General features: G+C 34.9%; 19 protein-coding genes and 1 tRNA gene. 9 read left to right on the forward strand and 11 right to left on the reverse strand.

Going from position 1 to position 21,000, the window contains the following annotated elements; all coding sequences use genetic code 11:
* Positions 1-13 precede the first annotated feature (13 nt).
* The gene (locus AACZ41_RS13835; protein WP_339629118.1) at positions 14-1,885 is read right to left on the reverse strand and encodes a peptidase M61; all 1,872 of its coding nucleotides are present in this window, start codon (positions 1,883-1,885) and stop codon (positions 14-16) included.
* Positions 1,886-2,037: 152 nt separating this feature from the next.
* Between AACZ41_RS13835 and pyrH the strand changes: the two genes are divergently transcribed.
* The 6 genes from pyrH to AACZ41_RS13865 all read left to right on the forward strand — a co-directional run bounded on the left by pyrH (position 2,038) and on the right by AACZ41_RS13865 (position 9,495).
* On the forward strand, positions 2,038-2,745 hold the full coding sequence (gene pyrH / locus AACZ41_RS13840) for a UMP kinase (protein WP_091623654.1): 708 nt from the start codon (positions 2,038-2,040) through the stop codon (positions 2,743-2,745).
* Positions 2,746-2,788: 43 nt separating this feature from the next.
* The gene (frr, locus tag AACZ41_RS13845; protein ID WP_091623657.1) at positions 2,789-3,343 is read left to right on the forward strand and encodes a ribosome recycling factor; all 555 of its coding nucleotides are present in this window, start codon (positions 2,789-2,791) and stop codon (positions 3,341-3,343) included.
* Between the two features lie 131 nt (positions 3,344-3,474).
* Entirely contained in the window at positions 3,475-5,862 is a 2,388-nt protein-coding gene (locus AACZ41_RS13850) for an efflux RND transporter permease subunit (protein ID WP_339629119.1), read from the forward strand.
* A gap of 98 nt (positions 5,863-5,960) precedes the next feature.
* Complete coding sequence (asnS, locus tag AACZ41_RS13855; RefSeq protein ID WP_339629120.1) at positions 5,961-7,394, forward strand: asparagine--tRNA ligase; 1,434 nt, start codon at positions 5,961-5,963, stop codon at positions 7,392-7,394.
* 38 nt (positions 7,395-7,432) lie between these two features.
* Positions 7,433-8,890 carry an RNA polymerase factor sigma-54 gene (rpoN, locus tag AACZ41_RS13860; RefSeq protein ID WP_339629121.1) on the forward strand — a complete coding sequence of 486 codons (1,458 nt, stop codon included), beginning with the start codon at positions 7,433-7,435 and terminating at the stop codon, positions 8,888-8,890.
* Positions 8,891-9,099: 209 nt separating this feature from the next.
* Positions 9,100-9,495 (forward strand): hypothetical protein, encoded by a 396-nt coding sequence (locus AACZ41_RS13865; protein ID WP_339629122.1) that lies wholly within the window; start codon positions 9,100-9,102, stop codon positions 9,493-9,495.
* On the opposite strand, the gene AACZ41_RS13870 is transcribed toward AACZ41_RS13865, so the two are convergent.
* The 8 genes from AACZ41_RS13870 to AACZ41_RS13905 form a co-directional block, all read right to left on the reverse strand.
* Complete coding sequence (locus AACZ41_RS13870) at positions 9,490-10,158, reverse strand: porin family protein (RefSeq protein ID WP_339629124.1); 669 nt, start codon at positions 10,156-10,158, stop codon at positions 9,490-9,492. The genes AACZ41_RS13865 and AACZ41_RS13870 overlap by 6 nt on opposite strands.
* A 75-nt stretch (positions 10,159-10,233) precedes the next feature.
* Positions 10,234-10,716, reverse strand: a complete 483-nt coding sequence (locus tag AACZ41_RS13875) for a biopolymer transporter ExbD (protein ID WP_091623674.1) — start codon at positions 10,714-10,716, stop codon at positions 10,234-10,236.
* Positions 10,717-10,737: 21 nt separating this feature from the next.
* The gene (locus AACZ41_RS13880) at positions 10,738-11,361 is read right to left on the reverse strand and encodes a biopolymer transporter ExbD (RefSeq protein ID WP_339629126.1); all 624 of its coding nucleotides are present in this window, start codon (positions 11,359-11,361) and stop codon (positions 10,738-10,740) included.
* A 14-nt stretch (positions 11,362-11,375) separates the two neighbouring features.
* Positions 11,376-11,807 carry a hypothetical protein gene (locus AACZ41_RS13885; protein ID WP_091623679.1) on the reverse strand — a complete coding sequence of 144 codons (432 nt, stop codon included), beginning with the start codon at positions 11,805-11,807 and terminating at the stop codon, positions 11,376-11,378.
* Between the two features lie 26 nt (positions 11,808-11,833).
* On the reverse strand, positions 11,834-12,583 hold the full coding sequence (locus AACZ41_RS13890) for a MotA/TolQ/ExbB proton channel family protein (protein WP_339629127.1): 750 nt from the start codon (positions 12,581-12,583) through the stop codon (positions 11,834-11,836).
* Positions 12,584-12,660: 77 nt separating this feature from the next.
* Positions 12,661-12,748: transfer RNA gene (locus tag AACZ41_RS13895), tRNA-Ser, on the reverse strand.
* Between the two features lie 71 nt (positions 12,749-12,819).
* Positions 12,820-13,851 (reverse strand): asparaginase, encoded by a 1,032-nt coding sequence (locus AACZ41_RS13900; RefSeq protein WP_339629128.1) that lies wholly within the window; start codon positions 13,849-13,851, stop codon positions 12,820-12,822.
* Between the two features lie 21 nt (positions 13,852-13,872).
* Positions 13,873-14,640 (reverse strand): TatD family hydrolase, encoded by a 768-nt coding sequence (locus tag AACZ41_RS13905; RefSeq protein WP_339629129.1) that lies wholly within the window; start codon positions 14,638-14,640, stop codon positions 13,873-13,875.
* A gap of 37 nt (positions 14,641-14,677) precedes the next feature.
* Here AACZ41_RS13905 and AACZ41_RS13910 point away from each other — a divergent pair, with 37 nt between their 5' ends.
* Complete coding sequence (locus AACZ41_RS13910; RefSeq protein ID WP_339629130.1) at positions 14,678-15,127, forward strand: retropepsin-like aspartic protease; 450 nt, start codon at positions 14,678-14,680, stop codon at positions 15,125-15,127.
* Positions 15,128-15,167: 40 nt separating this feature from the next.
* On the opposite strand, the gene odhB is transcribed toward AACZ41_RS13910, so the two are convergent.
* Complete coding sequence (odhB, locus tag AACZ41_RS13915; protein WP_339629131.1) at positions 15,168-16,394, reverse strand: 2-oxoglutarate dehydrogenase complex dihydrolipoyllysine-residue succinyltransferase; 1,227 nt, start codon at positions 16,392-16,394, stop codon at positions 15,168-15,170.
* 20 nt (positions 16,395-16,414) lie between these two features.
* Complete coding sequence (locus AACZ41_RS13920; protein ID WP_339629132.1) at positions 16,415-19,216, reverse strand: 2-oxoglutarate dehydrogenase E1 component; 2,802 nt, start codon at positions 19,214-19,216, stop codon at positions 16,415-16,417.
* Positions 19,217-19,332: 116 nt separating this feature from the next.
* On the opposite strand from AACZ41_RS13920, the gene AACZ41_RS13925 reads away from it, so the two are divergent.
* Together AACZ41_RS13925 and AACZ41_RS13930 are read left to right on the forward strand one after the other, a co-directional pair.
* A complete protein-coding gene (locus tag AACZ41_RS13925) occupies positions 19,333-19,848 on the forward strand; it encodes an alpha-ketoglutarate decarboxylase (protein WP_339629133.1) in 516 nt (171 codons plus the stop codon).
* A 39-nt stretch (positions 19,849-19,887) separates the two neighbouring features.
* On the forward strand, positions 19,888-20,991 hold the full coding sequence (locus AACZ41_RS13930) for a heparan-alpha-glucosaminide N-acetyltransferase domain-containing protein (protein WP_339629134.1): 1,104 nt from the start codon (positions 19,888-19,890) through the stop codon (positions 20,989-20,991).
* Positions 20,992-21,000 lie beyond the last annotated feature (9 nt).

Below are 21,000 nucleotides of genomic sequence, written 5' to 3' on the forward strand. Positions count from 1 at the left end.
TAAGTGTAATGATCTAATTCTTCAACCAAGCATTTCGCAACTTAAGTGTTTCTTCAGAAGCCCCCTCCAATGGAACTATTTTCTTGACCTTCCTAACAGGTTTCCCAACAGCTCCTTCTAATGATACCAATTCGCCATCTCTCTCAACGGTCATACTAACTACTGTTTCAGGTGTCCAATCAAAACTATCCCTTAATATAGAACGAAACGTTTCTAAATTTATTTGTTGGCCGTTTATTATTCTAAAAATATCACCGTTCAATAATTTTAAATCATCAAAAAATGAATTTAACTCCATATTTTGACGAATGAAGACAACACTATCATTTTGCACATCAACATCCATATAAGGAACCTGACCGTCAAAAAAGTATCCAGTAGGCTCCCCTACTTCTTTGATTGCAAGACCAACTTTATGTAAATAAACATCATAATCTATAGGTGTATCCCCAATAACATGTTCTCCAAGAAAAGTATTTATCTCTGGATAGGTCATCTCAACTATCTCTCCAAATAAAGACACATCTTCAAAAGGCACATCTGCACCATATTTCTTGGACAACTCTTTCATAAGCCATAGCATACTTTTCTCTCCATTACTCTTTTCCCTCAATAAAATATCAAGACACATATTAATCAAAGCACCCTTTTCATAAACATTAGCGTAATTAGTATCATATGGTTGCTCTAAAATATTCTTACTCATCACGGTAAAAGACATATTATCATCGTAGAGGGATGAATTATTTATTTTGGTCAACATACGATTATAAAAATCATCTTCAGAAATAAGACCCTGCTGAACTTGAAACAAATTCGCAAAGTATTCTGTAGTCCCCTCATACATCCATAAATGCTCGGACATCTTCGGGTTATTAAAATCAAAATACTGTATCTCCTTAGAATGAACGGACAAAGGTGTTACAATATGAAAAAATTCGTGAGATACTACATCAACCATTGCCTGTTCCAATCTTTCGATAGACATAGCCTCAGGCAAAACAACAACAGTAGATGTATGATGCTCTAAAGCTCCAAATCCTTGAGCATCTGGTACGTTAACATCAGAAAGATATAATAAGATGTTATATTCTTTTGTACTATCAACATCACCTAAAAACTTTTTCTGAGCGCCCATCATAGAAACCATTCTATCCTTTAAGTCGGCTGCCTTGTACACATTATTTGGAGAGAACAGACTTAGCGTAACAGTTATTCCATTAATCTCAAAAGTTTCTATATTAGGCCGGGCATACATGATAGGATTATCTATAACCTCAAAATATCGTTTGGCTATAAAACCATCCCAGAGTGGATCAGGCCTTCTATTCGGTTCTTCAGAAAGAGTAGTTGTTGCTATTAAATCTCCTGGTTTATTTACTAAAATAGAATAAGGCACTTCTGTAAATCCATCAAAATAACCAACAAAACCATGAAGATTAAGCATAAAATTGCTTCCCTTAGAAATATTGGTACCAGCCGGTGAGAAGACTGCGTCAGCAACTTCGTTTTCAGTATCATATGTATCATTCACCAAATATTCAACCTTATCTAGTTGATTCCCATTCGAAATACTCCAAGAATTTTCATCAAGATTAACAACCTCAAGTTGATTACCTTTATAATCCAGTGCCTTAAAATCTTGAATATACTTTCCGTAATTATCAGAACTATATGTACCAGGTACGGTTTTAGGTATTCTAAACAATACTGTTTCAGTTGTAAAAGCCCTAGGGTTTATTTCAACCCGAACACGATCATCAACAACATTTACTAAATCTATCGTAGTTAAAATTGGACCAGTATTCTCCGATAATAATGATTTACTTGTTCCACATGCATTAAACAATACCGCTAGAGCAACGACTATTATTATTTTTCTCATAATCAATAACTAATTTTCTTGTTAATTTATGGATGTCAAAGATATATAATCCATGATATACCATTCTGAAAGAATTATGTTTTGCTTCCACAAAATATTGACCACACCCATCAAATATTTTCATTATTTTTGATGGCAAATAAAAAATTAAGATGCACTACAAAAGAATTCTTCTAAAATTAAGTGGCGAAGCACTAATGGGTGAAAAGCAATATGGAATTGACTCCAACAGGCTTAACGAATATGCAGAAGAGATTAAGGAAGTAGTAGAAAAAGGAATTGAAGTAGCTATTGTTATCGGTGGAGGAAATATTTTCAGAGGATTAGCAGGTGCCGCTACAGGTATGGATCGTGTACAAGGAGACCATATGGGTATGTTAGCAACTGTAATAAATGGCCTAGCCTTGCAAAGTGCATTAGAAATGTGCGGTGTTCAAACCAGACTACAGTCCGCAATAAAAATTAATGAAGTAGCAGAACCTTTTATAAGAAGGAGAGCTATGAGACATCTTGAAAAAGGAAGAGTAGTTATTTTCGGTGGCGGAACCGGCAACCCATATTTCACCACAGATTCCGCAGCAGTTTTAAGAGCCATTGAAATAGAGGCCGATGTAATTCTAAAAGGTACTCGTGTTGACGGTATTTATACATCAGACCCAGAGAAAGATAAAAATGCCACTAAATTTGATACGATATCTTTCAACGATGTCCTTAAAAAAGGATTGAAAGTGATGGATACGACCGCCTTCACATTAAGTCAAGAAAATGAACTGCCAATTGTAGTTTTTGATATGAACAAAAAAGGAAACTTGCTTAAAATTGTTGACGGCCAAAGTATTGGCACAACAGTCAATATTTAATTTTGGTACAGTTTATGTTTTGAGAAAGTAATATTATTGTTTTATGAACGAAGAAGTACAATTTATTTTGGACGCGACAAAAGAGGGAATGGATGCCGCTATGGCCCACTTAGAGCGTGAATTTTTAAAAATTAGAGCAGGTAAAGCTAGCCCTGCAATGTTATCATCTATACTAGTTGATTATTATGGGTCCCAAACCCCATTATCACAGGTAGCCAATGTCAATACCCCCGACGGTCGTACTATATCCGTACAACCATGGGAAAAAGGAATGCTTCAAGAAATTGAAAAAGCAATCATGAATGCTAACCTAGGCTTCAACCCTATGAACAATGGTGATTTAATTATCATTAATGTACCACCACTTACAGAGGAAAGAAGAATACAACTTACAAAACAGGCAAAAGCTGAGGCAGAACACGCAAAAGTGGGTGTACGTAGCGCTAGGCAAGATGCAAATAAAGAAATTAAAGATCTTGATATCTCAGAAGACCTTCAGAAGAATGCAACTGCAGATGTTCAAGATATAACCGATGCTTACACAAAAAAGATTGATGATTTTCTTGCCAAGAAAGAAGCAGAAATTATGAAAGTATAAGTTTATACTGATCGTTTAAAACACCAAGCTACCTTAAATCGGTAGCTTTTTTTATTTATAGCTAATTTTAAACTTTTCCTTTTAGGAACAAATACTCCTATTGGTTACCTTTGATGCCTGCAAAAACAGTTATGGTAGCTAAACTAACTAAAGGATTTTGGCCAAAAACGGCAAACATTATTCTGCGAAATAGAATCCTAATCATTTTTCTCATTGTTGGATTTACAATTTTCATGGCCCTTCAGTGGCAATATATGCGATTTTCAAGCTCGCAAACCAACTTACTGCCCGATGACCACCCAGTAAACCAAGAATATCAAGATTTCCTTAGCAAGTTCGGTGAAGAAGGTAATGCTGTGGTTTTTGCTATACGCGATAGCGCTCTTTTTAATCCTATCAATTTCAATAGATGGAATAAACTGAGTAAGCAATTAGCTGCATTTCCCGAAGTAGAATATGTACTCTCTACCGACAATCTGCAAGAACTCATAAAAGATAATGAGAAGCAAGAATTTAAAATGTATCCGTTAATTACTGGAGAACTAAATTCTCAAAAAGAAATTGACAGCATTACCAATCATTTATTCAATGACCTTCCTTTTTATGAAAATCTACTATACAATAAAGAAAGTAAAACAGTAAGAACGATAGTAAATTTAGATAAGGATATCGTTAACACTTCAGTAAGAAAGGACTTTATTCTACAAGATTTAAATACGTTAGTCAAGAATTTTGAAAAAGAAACAAATTTAGATGTTCACATATCTGGCATGCCGTATGTTAGAACCATGAATTCCCAGAATATTATCGATGAAATCGGTAAATTTATACTGGCCGCTCTAGGTGTTACATCATTAATCTTTTTCTTTTTCTTTAGAAGTATAAGAGCTACAGTAATATCAATGTGTGTAGTAATTATTGGTGTAATGTGGGCTTTTGGCTTTCTTGGTTTGCTACAATATGAAATTACCGTTCTTACAGCGCTTATCCCGCCATTAATTATAGTTATTGGTATTCCCAACTGTATTTTCTTAATTAATAAATACCAACAAGAAGTTAAAAAACACGGTAATCAAGCTTTATCATTACAGCGAGTTATTTCTAAAATTGGAAATGCTACTTTAATGACAAATATTACCACAGCCTCAGGGTTTGCTACTTTCATAATTACCGATAGCACGCTTTTAAAAGAATTTGGTATTGTTGCTTCTATAAATATTATAGGCATATTTATTCTTTCTTTACTTATCATTCCTATTGCATATAGTTTTATGCCTTTGCCTAAAACCAAACATCTAAAACACTTAAATAAAAAGTGGATCGACGCTTTTGTAAGTTGGATGGAACGCATCGTTAGACATAGAAGAATATCAGTTTATATTGTTTCTATTGCCTTGTTGGTCATAAGTATAATAGGTATTTATCAAATTAAAATATCAGGAAGTCCGATTGAGGATATGCCTAAAAATGCGGAGTTTTTTCACGATATAAGATTTTTCGAAAAAGAGTTTAAAGGCATAATGCCCGTTGAAATAGTGATTGATACAAAAACACCTAAAGGGGTTTTAAAACCGGCCACTCTTAAACGAATGAATCAATTAGGAGAAGTAATTGAAGATATCCCTGAACTCTCTTCACCAGTATCGGTCGTTAACTTAGTGAAGTATTCTAAACAGGCTTTTTATAATGGCATACCAAAATATTATCAATTACCGACAAGTCAAGAGAATACTTTTATTATGGATGTTGCAAGAAAATCTTCCAACAACAGCGACCTATTGAAAACATTTGTAGACAGTTCTGGTCAAACCGCAAGGATAACGACCTTCATGCGAGATGTAAATACAAATCGTATGGAACAAATTGAGGCGCGGTTAATGGAACATATATCTAAAATATTTCCAGCCGAACGCTACAACGTTTATATGACCGGTAGTGCACTCTTATTCTTAAAGGGAACAAAGTACTTAGTTAAAAACCTAATAATGTCACTGGCATTGGCTATTGGATTAATCGCTCTTTTTATGGCCTATCTTTTTAGGTCTTTTAGAATGATTATCATTTCGCTAATACCAAATTTATTGCCATTGGTCATTACGGCAGGTATAATGGGCTTTGTTGGAGTGCCTATAAAACCTTCTACAATATTAGTTTTCAGTATTGCATTCGGAATTTCTGTAGATGATACCATACATTTCTTAGCAAAGTATAGGCAAGAATTAACGGCGAACAATTGGCGAATTGAAAAATCGGTATATAATGCCTTACGTGAAACCGGCGTTAGCATGTTCTATACATCGATAGTTTTGTTTTTCGGGTTTTCGGTCTTTGTTATTTCCAACTTTGGAGGTACGGTTGCACTAGGATCTTTGGTCTCTGCGACACTGCTTCTTGCAATGCTAGCGAATCTAATTCTTTTACCTTCATTACTTTTATCATTAGAAAAGAGTATCGCCAACAAGCAAACACTTAAAAAACCACAGATAGACATACTGCCACAAGATGAAACTAACAATTAAGTGAAATTCATTTTGGCCATAGTTTTATCTCATATGAAAAGCCAATTATTTTTTAACAAAATCCTATCTTTGGCGTTTTAATTTTCAATTCAATAAGCATGCGTTCAGCTACTATAAAAGAACTTTTATCAAGTAAAAATTTACTTCAAGAAATAACTATCAAAGGTTGGGTAAGAACCTTTAGAAGCAATAGGTTCATTGCTTTAAATGATGGGTCAACATTGAATACCATTCAATGTGTAGTGGATTTCGAAAATTTTGATGAAGAATTATTAAAAAAAGTAAATACAGGAGCTGCATTAAAAATTACCGGTACGCTTGTAGAAAGCCAAGGTAAAGGACAATCAGTTGAAATTCAAGTTTCGGTTTTAGAAGTTTTAGGTATCGCTGATCCCGAAGAATATCCTATTCAACCTAAAAAACACTCCTTAGAATTTTTAAGAGAAAAAGCACACTTAAGAATTCGAACGAATACGTTTGCCGCTATAATGCGTGTTAGGTCTACCCTATCATTCGCTATTCACAATTATTTTAGAGAGAACGGTTTCAATTATTTTCACGCTCCAATAATTACAGGTTCGGATGCCGAGGGTGCAGGGGAAATGTTTAGAGTAACAACACTTGACGAAAAAAATCCGCCTTTAACTGAAGATGGAACAGTTGATTACAAACAAGATTTTTTTGGAAAAGAAACCAACTTAACCGTTTCAGGGCAATTAGAAGCCGAAGCTTATGCCATGGCATTGGGCAAAGTTTATACTTTCGGACCAACCTTTAGAGCTGAAAATTCAAATACTTCTAGACATTTAGCAGAGTTTTGGATGATCGAACCAGAAATGGCTTTCTTTGATTTAGATGCTAATATGGATTTAGCCGAAGATTTCATTAAGAATGTTATTTCATATACATTGACACATTGCCAAGAGGATTTAGAATTTTTAGAAAAAAGATTATTAGACGAGGAAAAAAGCAAACCACAAGCACAGCGCAGTGATATGCCATTAATAGAAAAATTAAAATTCGTCGTTGATAATAATTTCAAGAGAGTAAGTTACACAGAGGCAATCGATATCCTTAAAAACTGTAAGCCGAACAAAAAGAAGCAATTTAAATATCCTATTGAAGAATGGGGTACCGACCTACAAAGTGAGCATGAGCGTTACCTTGTTGAAAAGCATTTTAACTGTCCGGTGATATTATTTGATTATCCTGCAAAAATCAAAGCTTTCTACATGCGTTTAAATGAAGATGGTAAAACTGTTAGAGCTATGGATATCTTATTCCCTGGTATTGGCGAAATAGTTGGAGGCTCGCAAAGAGAAGAACGCTTAGACGTTCTAAAAGAAAAAATAAAAGACTTGGGTATCGATGAAAAAGAACTTTGGTGGTATTTAGATTTAAGGAAATTCGGAACAGCTGAGCACAGTGGTTTTGGACTTGGATTTGAACGATTAGTTCTTTTCGCAACAGGCATGGGTAACATTAGGGATGTTATACCATTTCCTAGAACACCACAGAATGCAGAATTCTAAGCGGATTTAGTTACTTTTACAAGTACTAGAAAAAAGTAATGCTGAAACAACACCTACAATTTAAACTTTCCCAAAAATTATCTCCTCAGCAAATTCAATTGATGAAGCTGATTCAACTGCCTACGCAAGCATTTGAACAACGGTTAAAGCAAGAATTAGAGGAAAATCCGGCTCTGGAAACAGGAAAGGAAGAATTAGAAACAGCCTCTGACGAGTATGATGATATCTATGAAGATAATTCTGACAATGAAACCATCAACACAGAAGACATCAATATTGATGACTATTTAAGTGATGATGAAATACCCGATTATCGTACGAAAGCAAACAATTATAGTTCAGATGACGAGGAAAAAAGTGTGCCCTATGCAGCAGGCATTTCATTTAATCAATATTTAATAAATCAGTTAAACACCTTTTACTTAAGTGATGATGAATGGACAATTGCTGAATTTTTAGTAGGTAGCGTAGATGAAAGTGGGTATATCAGAAGACCAATTGCCGACATTATGGATGATTTGGCATTTACTCAAAATGTTTACACCGACGAGCAAACCATAGAAAAAATTCTAGCCATCGTTCAAGACTTGGACCCACCAGGTGTAGGTGCCCGTTCTCTAGAAGAGTGTTTAATTATTCAATTAGAACGTAAAGAACTTACCCCAAGTGTAGAATTGGCAACCGCTATTCTGAAAAAATCGTTTGAACATTTTACTAAAAAGCACTATCAAAAATTAATTCAAAAACATAATATTTCAGAGACGGAATTAAAAGAAGCTATAGGCGAGATTGAAAAATTAAACCCTAAACCAGGGGGTTCTTATTCAGGCAACAATAGAATAATAGAGCATGTAGTACCAGATTTTGCCATACGAATTGTTGAAGGTGAATTAGAACTAACCCTAAATGGTCGTAATGCACCCGAGTTGCATGTGTCAAGAGAATATAGCAACATGCTAAAAGGCTATAAAGAGGCCAAGGACAAGTCTAAATCTCAAAAAGACACGGTAATGTTCATAAAACAGAAATTAGACGCGGCAAAATGGTTTATCGACGCAATACGACAACGTCAACAGACTTTATTCATTACTATGAACGCCATTATGCATTATCAAAGTGAATATTTTTTAACAGGCGACGAACGAAACTTACGACCTATGATTTTAAAAGATATTGCTGACGAGATTGGAATGGATGTCTCTACCGTATCGAGAGTTGCCAATAGTAAGTATGTAGACACCCCATACGGCACAAAATTGATCAAAGAATATTTCTCTGAATCAATGAAAAACGAGCAAGGTGAAGACGTATCTACTAAGGAAATAAAAAAAATTCTAGAAACTGTAATACAAAACGAAGTAAAAAAGAAACCATTAACCGATGACAAACTTGCAGTTATCTTAAAAGAAAAAGGATATCCAATTGCTAGGAGGACGGTTGCTAAATACAGGGAACAGCTTAACATACCTGTTGCCCGAATGAGAAAGGAAATTTGATGAAGATTTTTTCTAATTTTATATCTTATTTACTTCATCCCCTTTTCATCCCTATCGGAGGTACAATTGCTTATTTTCTAATTACCCCGAAATACACGCCTTTAGAAATACAAAGTGCCAGCATATTACCCATATTTATATTGACCGTCATAATCCCTATTGTGACATTTTACATTTTAAAAAACGTAGGGTTAGTTAATTCAATATTTTTGGAAACAGCGACAGAACGTAAATACCCACTTTACATTCATGCTTCAATACTGCTTTTAATATTATATAAGGTGATACCTACCAATTATGTTAGCGAAATATATTTTTATTTCACAGGCCTATTAGGAGCTACAGTAGCATGCCTATTATTGTTATTATTTAATTTTAAAACAAGTTTACATGCAGTAGGTGTAAGTGGCCTACTCATGTATCTTATTAACCTGAGTATCCATTTCGAAATCAATCTAATAATCGCAATTAGTATTTTTATTTTACTAACAGGCGCTATTTTAACCGCGCGGCTCTATTTAAAAGCACATACTAGAATAGAACTTATTATCGGTGTTTTTATCGGCCTTCTATCTCAGTTGCTAACTGTACGGTTCTGGTTATAGAATATAGAATATAAGTCCAATTCGAAGTGGTCGATATTGAAGTACTTCTCCATTAACAGTTGCACTACCGTTAAAAAGATCTGTTAATGCGTAATATGCATTTAAATTAAAGGTATTATAACCAAAGCTCAATGTTAGGCCATATTGAAATCTTGATAAATCTTTATTATAAAATCCATCACTAGTGGTATCCGAAACAAATTTAGACCTAGCTCCTACTATATAGGCGGCCTTAATACCTGTATAAATTCTCCAGAATTTATATTCTTCCGGTGTTGAATTACGCCATCTAAATTCTAATGGAAATTCTAAAAGGTGGGTTTCCAATTTACTCCTTGTAATATTATCCTCAATTCTATAGGTGATTTTATTATTTGATAAGTTCGCCACAAGATTCGAGTAATAACTATTTAACGCCAACCCAGCTCCAATGCCAATAGCTTTAGTTCCTAACCGATTTATAGGAATATCTTTAATAACACCTGCCTGAAGACCATAAGATAAATTCCGTTGATTAGAGCCTACGGGGTGATTCAATAGAAAATTATATGATAGACCTAAATAAAACTGGTCTTCAAAATATTTTTGACTGATTAAGCTATCATTACCATTCTGACCAAAGAAAGTAAACGGGATAAGAATAAATAGAAGTACGAATCGCATCTAGTAAAGTTAATGAAATAAAAAACGCTTCAAATAAATTTGAAGCGTTTTGAAAACTTGTATTCTACTAACTAACTATTGTAGATTATTAAAAGCATCTCCTTCATAGGTAGTATAATTTACCTTTAAAGCATTTACCTTTCTTAACTCTTGTTTAATATCGGATATTAATCCCATACTAGCATTCTTATCAACTTTTAAAGCTGTAGTCAATACATTTTGAAGCTCTTGAGGTTTTTTCGCCCTCTCCATCAATATATAATCTCCAACTTCAGAAGGACTAGCGAATTTATCATTCAATTGAATTTTTGGTTCAGTACCAAAAGTTTTTTCGTATTCTCTAGTTGGTTTTCCAACATAAATATAGATTACACGATCCTTCTTTTCCAATTTTTTTACTTCACTAGCATTTGGAAGTACGTTTTCCACTTTCAAAGAACTATCCTTCATTACTGTTACCGTCATAAAGAAAAACAAAAGCATAAATACAATGTCAGGAAGTGAAGCAGTGGAAACTGCTGGAATCTCTCCATCTTTTTTCTTTGCAAATTTTGACATAGTGTTACTTTTAGTTGTTAATTATTCTTTTGAGGTTTCAGCTTCAGATAATTTCTGCGGATACAAACCTTGAATACGAGTTACCTTTTCCTTTAATTCTTCTTTAACAGAATCATCAGTTTCAGGGTTCAAATATTCAGCTTCCATTTCAACATACTCTTTACCGAACAGTCTCTTTGATTCTCTGTTACGAAGTTCATTATAAGCCCCTACCAATTCGTTTTGAACTGTAATGTAGGTACTATACTTTGTTTCGCGATCGTTCTTTAAAGAAATAATCGCCTTTGTCGGATTATCTGAAGATTCAGCATTACGCTTTCCTTTACAATAGCTACAATAATCTGGGCTACCTTGAGGCGCTCCACCGTTATCTAAAAACGCCATCGCCTTTTCGCGCAATTTATTAATTGGAAGAATTTCATCTTCCACCAACAATTGACCATTACGGTTAATATTTACCGTGAAAATGTTCTTTTGTTTAATAATTGGTGGTTCCTCCGTAGGTGGTTCCATTGGTGGAAGCATACGATCCAATCCTGCATCTGTTTCAATGGTAGTTGTTACCAAGAAAAAGATTAGTAGAAGGAAAGCTATGTCCGCCATCGAACCAGCACTAACCTCTGGTGCTCCTGCTCTTCTAGCCATAGTTCTTTATTTAATTATTTACTAAACATATTTTTAATTGCTGGTAATACCAAAGATGCCACAGCTATTATAGTAAGGATAAAGAAAACATTCAATCCCATACCAATTTTCTTAACTGTACTTTCAGTTGTCATAGCCATGAATTCAGGAGCAACGTCCGTCCCACTTGACATAACATAAGATATACCAACTACCAATAAAAGACCACCTACTACAAACAAGGTTTTTTTCAATCCTTGTGGATTAGAGAATAAGTTTTTCAAGGTAAAGACTAAACTTACTATAACTGCAACCGCTAAAAGGAAATAAGTTATAATAAACATAAAGTTCATAGCTCCGCTTTGAGCCGCTTCAGCAGCAGGCATATCCCTTTCAGGAAGCATGAACCATAAAACCGCACCCAGTAATCCTATTACTACCAATGCTATTTTTACAATTTTTTGCATAATATTTTAGGTATTAAAAGTGTTACTTATTTTTTGTGATCTACTAACATATCGATTAAAGAAATCGAAGAATCTTCCATATCATTAACAATACTGTCAATTTTCGCAATGATATAATTATAAAAAATTTGAAGTATAATAGCCGTAATAAGACCAAATACCGTTGTTAATAACGCAACCTGAATATCACCTGCAATAAGAGATGCACTTAAGTTACCAACAGCAGCAATCTTTTGGAAGGCTTGAATCATACCAATTACCGTACCCATGAAACCAAGCATCGGTGCAATAGCGATAAACAATGACAACCAAGAGACATTCTTCTCTAATTGTCCCATTTGAACTCCACCGTAAGCAACAACCGCTTTTTCAGCAGATTCTACACTTTCACCGGCTCTATCCAAACCTTGATAGTAAATAGATGCAACAGGACCTTTTGTATTTCTACAAACTTCCTTAGCAGCTTCTACACCACCTGATGCTAATGCATCCTCAACTTGTTGTTTCAACTTAGCGGTATTTGTACTTGCCATGTTTAAATAGATAATTCTTTCGATAGCAACTGCTAAACCAAGAATCAAACATAAAAGAACGATACCCATAAAGCCGGCACCACCAGTGATAAACATTTCTTTTAACATTTGAGTAAAACCTCTCTCTGCTTCTGGTGTTGCGTCTTGAAGTAGTAAAGCTACTGCAGTTACTTTAGCGCTTGCCATATTTGTACCTGCTACAAATGCCCCAGCAATTGCTAGGCTTGGGAATAATTTTTTCATTTTTTCGAACTTAAATTAGTTAGTTAATAGGGTTAAAGATAAAAAAAAAACAATATAAAAAAAGTAAAACTTACTTGCAGAGAGGAAGGGATTCGAACCCTCGATACCCTTTTGGGGTATACACACTTTCCAGGCGTGCGCCTTCGACCACTCGGCCACCTCTCTAAATGACCCTTATTAAGGGTGGGCAAATAACAAAAAAAAAATTAGTTAAAGAAATTAAACCAGTGTTAATTTTAAAGCATTTCGCCACGCAAAGAAGTCTCGAAAACTGTTTTAAATAAGTCATGTGAGACACCACAACCTAATAGATACATTGCCTTTGTTATTGCTGCTTCGGTCGTAATATCCTTACCGTTAATAACTTGCATTTTCTTTAATCCTGAACTTGTCTCATAATGACCCATCATAACTGCACCGCCAGAACATTGTGTAACATTAATTATATGAATACCATTTGCTATAGCATTATTTAATCGCTCCAAAAACCATTCTTCCATTGGTGCATTTCCTGAACCGTATGTTTCCAAAACAAGTGCTTTTAAATTTTTAGCCCCCAATATGGCATCGATAACATTTTTGTTAATTCCTGGAAAAATTTTCAAAATAGCAACATTATCATCCATATTTCTATGAGACTTTAAGCCTAATTTCTTCTTTTGTGGCAATAAATATTCATTAAATACTGTCAAATGAACACCCGATTCAATTAGTTGCGGATAATTTAAAGAGGCAAATGCCTGAAATTGTTCTGCATTTATTTTAGTTGTTCTATTTCCTCTATACAATTTATATTCAAAATAAAGTCCCACTTCTTGAATTACAGCTTTTCCTTTATTTTTCAATGCTGCTATTTGAATCGCCGTAATTAAATTCTCTTTAGCATCGGTTCTTAAATCACCAATTGGCAATTGCGAACCAGTTAATATCACAGGTTTCGCTAAATTCTCTAGCAAAAAACTAAGAGCAGAAGCGGTATAACTCATTGTGTCACTCCCATGTAGCACCACAAAACCATCATATTCATTATACTTTACTGAAATAATATCTGCTATTGCAATCCAATGGGTAGGATTCATGTTCGAGGAATCTATAGGATGCTCAAAAGAGTAGCTTGATATTGTACAATCTAGCTGATTAAGTTCTGGTATATTCTTCAATAACTGCGAGAAATCAAAAGCTTTCAACGCCCCAGAAGTATAATCCTTCATCATTCCGATCGTCCCCCCTGTGTAAATCAACAAAATACTACTCTTAGCTGTGCTCAAATTTTCTCTTTTAAATAATTACTAAATTCCAAATACCACTTTTGAATTATCGGTTGTTATCAAAGCAACCTGTTCATTAGGAATCTGATGAATATCAGCTAATTTCTCGAGGATATTAACAATATAAGAACTTTCATTTCTTTTACCCCTATATGGAGTAGGTGCCAAATAAGGAGAATCTGTTTCCAATACAATATGCTTTAGCTCGATATCCTTTAAGAACCTATCGATTTTACCATTCTTAAAAGTCACAACGCCCCCAATACCTAATTTCATGTTATAAGATATCGCCTTAAGCGCCTGTTCATGCGTACCTGTAAAACAATGAAAAATTCCTCTTAAATTTTCTCCCTTTTCATCTTCCAAAATTTCAAAAACTTCGTCAAACGCATCTCTGCAGTGAATTACGATAGGGAGTTTATTCTTTTTCGCGAGTTGTATCTGAGATTTAAAGGCAATTTGTTGTTCTTTCAAATACTTTTTATCCCAATATAAATCTATTCCGATTTCGCCAATTGCATAAAACTTATGAGTAGTGAGCATTTCGTTAACATGAGAAAGCTCTTCTAGAAAATTCTCTTTCACGTGTGTAGGATGCAAACCAGTCATTAGAAAAACATGCTTCGGAAAGTCTTTTTCCAAATCAAGCATCCGTTGCGTATATGTAGAATCAATGGCTGGCACAAAAAATCGCCCAACTCCTAAATCAATAGCTTTTTGAATAACATTACTTCTATCCTCATCGAAAGCTTCGCTATATAAATGGGTATGTGTGTCGGTTATCATCATGCCACAAAAATAGACTTATCTTTGAAAAAAACGAGTAATGAGTACCCTCAAAAAATTCTTAAAAAAGAAAAACTACGTCAATATTCCATTGGTTTTAACAGCTACAGATCACTTTGAAATTAACGCCAAAATAAACTCTATAAAAGGTAGGTTCATTTTAGATACAGGTGCTTCCAACACATGTATTGGCATGGACCGTATCGAACATTTCAATCTTGTATCTCAAGAATCTAAAATAAAGGCTACTGGTGCAGGAGCTACGAACATGGAAACGCTTATCTCAAAAAAAAATATAATAGGCTTACGCTCATGGCAATTAAAAAATCTTAAAATTGTTCTATTCGACCTCAAACATGTCAATGAAGCATTGATTGCTCATAACGCCGAACCAGTAGACGGAATAATTGGTGCGGATATTCTAAAAAAATCGAAAGCAATAATTGACTACGACAACAAATGTCTCTATTTGAAAAACAAAAAGCGCTGAGAATTCTCAGCGCTTTTTGTTTATTTATATTTTAGAAAATTTACATTTCTAAAGCCTTCTTTACATTATTATCCATCAATAAAGCCTCAGGGCTTTCCAATGCCTCTTTAATAGCCACTAAGAAACCTACTGACTCTTTACCATCGATGATACGGTGATCATAAGAAACCGCCACATACATAATAGGTGCAATTGCTATTGCGCCATCACGAGCGATAGGTCGCTCCACAATATTATGCATACCTAAAATTGCGCTCTGTGGTGGATTAATAATAGGTGTTGATAACATTGAACCAAAGACACCACCATTAGTAATAGTAAAGGTACCACCTGTCATTTCATCTACAGTTATTTCGCCTTCACGCGCTCTAATAGCAAGTCTTTTCACTTCTGCCTCAATACCTCTAAAAGTTAAATTTTCTGCATTTCTAATTACCGGTACCATAAGTCCTTTTGGCCCCGATACCGCGATACTAATATCACAGAAATCAAAAGAAATCATTTCTTTACCATCTATCATAGAATTAACAGCTGGGTACATCTCTAAGGCTCTAACAACTGCTTTAGTGAAAAAAGACATAAAACCTAGCCCTACTCCGTGCTTATTTTTAAAATCTTCCTTGTACTTATCCCTAAGTTCAAAGATGGCGCTCATATCCACTTCATTGAAAGTGGTCAACATTGCGGTCTCATTCTTAGCAGAAACCAATCGTTCTGCAACTTTTCTTCGTAGCATAGACAATTTTGACCTTGTCTCACCTCGATTACCGCCAGTAGGAGTACCCATAGAAGGAACTGCATTCACAGCATCTTCTTTGGTAATTCTACCATCACGACCTGAACCAGAAACGGTTTTTTTATCGACACCCTTTTCTTCTAAAATTTTCTTTGCAGCAGGTGAAGGAACTCCTGATGCATATGTTTCTTTAGCCTGAACTGGTTGCTGAGCCTTTTCGGCTACGACTTCTTTTTTTACTTCCTCACTCTTAGAAGCAGGTGCAGCGCCTTTATCATCACCTTCTGGTTTAGCAGCGCTTGTATCAATTAAACATACAATTGCACCTACCGCAACGGCATCTCCTTCTTCAGCCTTCAACGTGATAATACCACTTGCTTCAGCCGGCAACTCTAAAGTAGCCTTATCTGAATCTACCTCTGCTATTGCCTGATCTTTTTCTACGTAATCCCCATCTTGAACCAACCACTCCGCTATTTCTACCTCTGTGATAGACTCGCCCGGTGAAGGGACCTTCATTTCTAGAATCATTCTTTCTATAATTTGATATGTTATTTTAAATCTTTGGGTTTGAACATATTATCCTTTGACTTATCAAAGACATAATCTATTACTTGTTGATGACGCATTTTAGACCTAACCGCACTCCCTGCAGCAGGGGCAGCATAAAAACGTCGAGAAGCTACTCTAAATTTCTGAACATCGCTAAAGTGCATTAATAAATGGCTCCATGCTCCCATATTTCTTGGTTCTTCTTGAGCCCAAACAAAGTCATCTGCATTATTATACTTCGCCATTATCTGTTTCATTCTCTCTTCAGGTAATGGAAATAATTGCTCAACTCTAACTAAGGCAACATCATCTCTATTTTGCTCTTCTTTGACCACTAATAAGTCATAATAAAACTTACCGGTACAGAAAACTAAGCTTCTAATTTTCTTAACATCGGCCGATTCATCATCTATAACCTCTTGAAAACCACCTTCAGCTAATTCAGAAATTTTTGAAACCGCTTTTGGATGTCTTAATAAACTTTTAGGTGTAAAAATGATTAAAGGTTTTCTAAAATTGGCCTTCATTTGCCTTCTTAAAATATGAAACATCTGCGCAGGTGTTGTTACATCTGCGATATACATATTATCCTTAGCGCATAATTGTAAATAACGCTCCATTCTAGCAGAAGAATGTTCCGCTCCTTGACCTTCATAACCGTGAGGCAATAACATTACCAATCCGTTTTGAAGTTTCCACTTATCTTCAGCAGCAGAAATATATTGGTCAATCATGATTTGGGCCCCATTGCTGAAATCGCCAAATTGAGCCTCCCATATAGTTAATGTATTAGGGCTAGCCATGGCATACCCATAATCAAAACCTACTACACCATATTCTGATAAGAGTGAGTTGTAGATTTGGAATTTAGCTTGTTTCTCCGAAAGCATGTTCAAAAGTATAACCTCTTCTTCACTTTCTTCAACCTTCATAACGGCATGACGATGAGAAAAAGTACCACGCTCAACATCTTGACCAGACATACGCACTGCAAAACCTTCTTCCAATAGAGAACCATAGGCTAATAATTCGCCCATTGCCCAATCTAGATTATCAGATTCGAAATACATATTATGACGATCATTAACCAATTTCTCAACTTTTCGTAAGAACTTTTTACCCTTAGGCAATTCTGTCAGAACTTTAGCGACCTTGGTTAATTCATCTTTATCAAAAGTGGTGTCAACGGCATCCATCATTTCCCATTCACGCACATTTTCAAAACCCTTCCATTCATCAGCCATAAAAGGCGTGATTACTGTTTTATCTTCTTTTCTTGAATCTTCTAATTTTTCCTCAAGAGAGTCTTTATATTGTTTTTCAAGTTCAGCTACATATGTGTCGTCAATCACACCCTCTTTCATCAATCTTTCTGCATAAATATCTCTTGGATTTTTATGTTTAGCTATAGCTTTATATAATTTTGGCTGTGTAAATCTAGGTTCATCACCTTCGTTATGACCATATTTTCTGTATCCTAACAAATCGATAAATACATCACTTGCAAATCGCATTCTATATTCCAATGCAAAAAGAGAGGCATGAACTACCGCCTCTGCATCATCGGCATTCACATGTAGTACAGGACTCAAAGTAACTTTTGCAACATCTGTACAATACGTAGATGTTCTTGCATCTAAATAGTTGGTAGTAAATCCTATTTGATTATTAACTACTATATGTATAGTACCGCCTGTTTTATACCCGTCAAGATTGGCCATCTGAACCAATTCATATACTAAACCTTGACCAGCTATTGCAGCATCACCATGAACTACAATTGGTAGTACTTTAGAAAAATCGTCTTGATAATGAGCATCTTGTTTTGCTCTAGCTATACCTTCAACAACTGCACCTACAGTTTCTAAGTGTGACGGATTTGGGGCAATATTCATTTTAATTTTATTGCCGTTGTCTGATTTTCTATCGGATGTCCACCCTAAATGATACTTGACATCACCATCAAAAATCTCCTGCTCATAATCTTTCCCATCAAACTCACTAAAGATATCTTTCGCTGATTTACCAAATATATTGGTAAGCACATTTAATCTTCCTCGGTGTGCCATACCCATAACGAACTGCTTCACGCCCATTTCTGCCGCGCGTTCAACAATTACATCTAAAGCAGGTATTAATGATTCGTTCCCTTCCAAAGAAAATCTTTTCTGCCCTACGTACTTGGTGTGAAGAAAAGTTTCAAAAGAAATCGCATGATTTAATTTTTTAAGAATATGTTTTTTTCGGGCTGGATCAAAATTTGGATGATTGTCATTAACATTGATCCAATCTTGTATCCATTTGACCCTTTCAGGTTTACGAATAAACATATATTCAACACCAATGGCATCACAATAAATACTCTGTAAGTGTCTAATTATTTCATTTAACGAACTTGGCCCAATGCCGATGATATCACCTGCATTAAAAACTGTTGCTAAATCAGATTCTTCTAAACCAAAGTTTTGAATATCTAAAGTAGGCTCGTAATGTCTTCTCTCTCTAACAGGATTTGTTTCTGTGAACAAATGACCTCTACTTCTATAACCGTCAATTAAGCGAATTACTTGAAACTCTTTCTGAAGAGATTCTGGCATTTCACTTTTGTTGCCATTAACTATAGCCGTAGTTCGATTTTCATCAATATCTAATTCATCTAACGAACTCTCTAGACCAAAGTCAAAACCTTGAAAAAAGGCTCTCCAACTTGGCTCTACACTGTCCGGATTCACTAAATACTTATCATATAGCTCTGAAAAATAAGAGGTATGTGCGGTATTCAAAAAGGAATATTTATCCATGAATTACTTTCTGTATCTTTAGAATAAATTTGTACAAATTTACAACATTTACAATATCTAACGGAAGAATGTAGTGTATTATTGAAAAAAATGAAACTTTAAAACAAAATCTATAAATGGACTTAAAAAAATTTCTTTTTATACTTCTAGCCACCTTCAATTTCATCTATTCTTTAGCTCAAAATTCAAGTAACAATGTCGATTTTTGGAACAACGTTAGATTTGGCGGTGGTATAGGCTTAGGTTTTAACAACAATAGCTTTAATGGCTCGATATCACCGAGCACCATTTACCAATTTAATGACCAAATAGCGGCAGGCACAGGTTTAAATTTTAATTATGCCAAGTTCAATGATGATAAATTTTTAGCCTACGGCGGAAGCGTACTATCACTTTTTAATCCCATACCACAACTTCAGCTTTCGACAGAGTTTGAACAATTACGCATCAATAGAACATTATATACCCAAACTATCAATATTGAAGACAATTATTGGCTGCCTGCTTTCTTTGTTGGCCTTGGCTATAGCACACGAAATGTAACGCTAGGATTAAGGTATGATTTACTCTATAATGATAGTAAAAGTATTTATGGCAATGCATTGACGCCGTTTGTTCGTGTATTCTTTTAGATTTTATTCTACCTTTCACTACCAATCAAACCAACCAAAATGAATACATTAAAAAATAGGTATCTTTCTTTAGATGTTTTTAGGGGAATGGATGTTGCCCTAATGATAATAGTCAATTCACCTGGAAATGGCGATACAAGTTTCGGGATATTAAAACATGCCGAATGGAACGGATTTACCTTAACCGATTTAGTATTTCCTACCTTTTTGTTTGTCGTTGGGAACGCCATGAGCTTTAGCATGAAAAAATATGAAGCCATTGGAGATGGTGCTTTCCTTAAAAAAGTCTTTAAGCGTTTTTCAATTATTTTTCTTTTAGGTTTTTTAATGTATTGGTTTCCTTTTTTTGAGAACGGTAGCCTAAAACCTATCGCAGAAACCCGAATATTCGGTGTATTGCAGCGTATAGCACTTTGTTATTTATTTGCATCTCTTCTCCTTCATTATTTTAAATCTAGAACCGTCATTATTTTTAGCATATTAGCATTAATTGCCTACAATATTCTACTTGTTGTCTTTGGCGACTTAACACTATTGGGCAATGCCGTTATAAAACTTGACGAATTTTTAATTGGGAAAAACCACATGTACCACGGTAATGGAGGTGTTGCTTTTGACCCTGAAGGATTACTGAGTACCCTACCCGCTATCGTAAATGTAATTGCTGGATATCTAACAGGGAAATTCATTCAGAAGAACGGTCAAAACTTTGAAACTATTGCAAAATTATTAATGGTCGCGGCCATATTAGTCGTGGCTGGTTTTGCTTGGGATTTAATTATGCCGTTCAATAAAAAACTTTGGTCTAGTTCGTTCGTATTATTGACTAGTGGTATTGATGTATTCATCATAGCCACTTTAATATATTTGTTGGACATGAGAAAACCAGGTAAGTGGACCTATTTTTTTGAAATCTTTGGTAGAAACACTTTATTTATATACTTGTTGTCAGAATTGTTTGTTATTTCGTTGGGTGTGATATCAATGAAAGGCACCAGCACCTATAACTGGATTGCAGAAAATATTTTCATTGCGACAGGAGGTGACTACTTTGGGTCACTACTGTTTGCATTATGGATTATGCTGACTTGCTGGTTTATTGGTTTCCTTATGGATAAGAAAGGTATTTATGTTAAGGTATAGATTTCGTAA

Source organism: uncultured Maribacter sp. (genome assembly GCF_963974015.1).
Lineage (GTDB): Bacteria > Bacteroidota > Bacteroidia > Flavobacteriales > Flavobacteriaceae > Maribacter.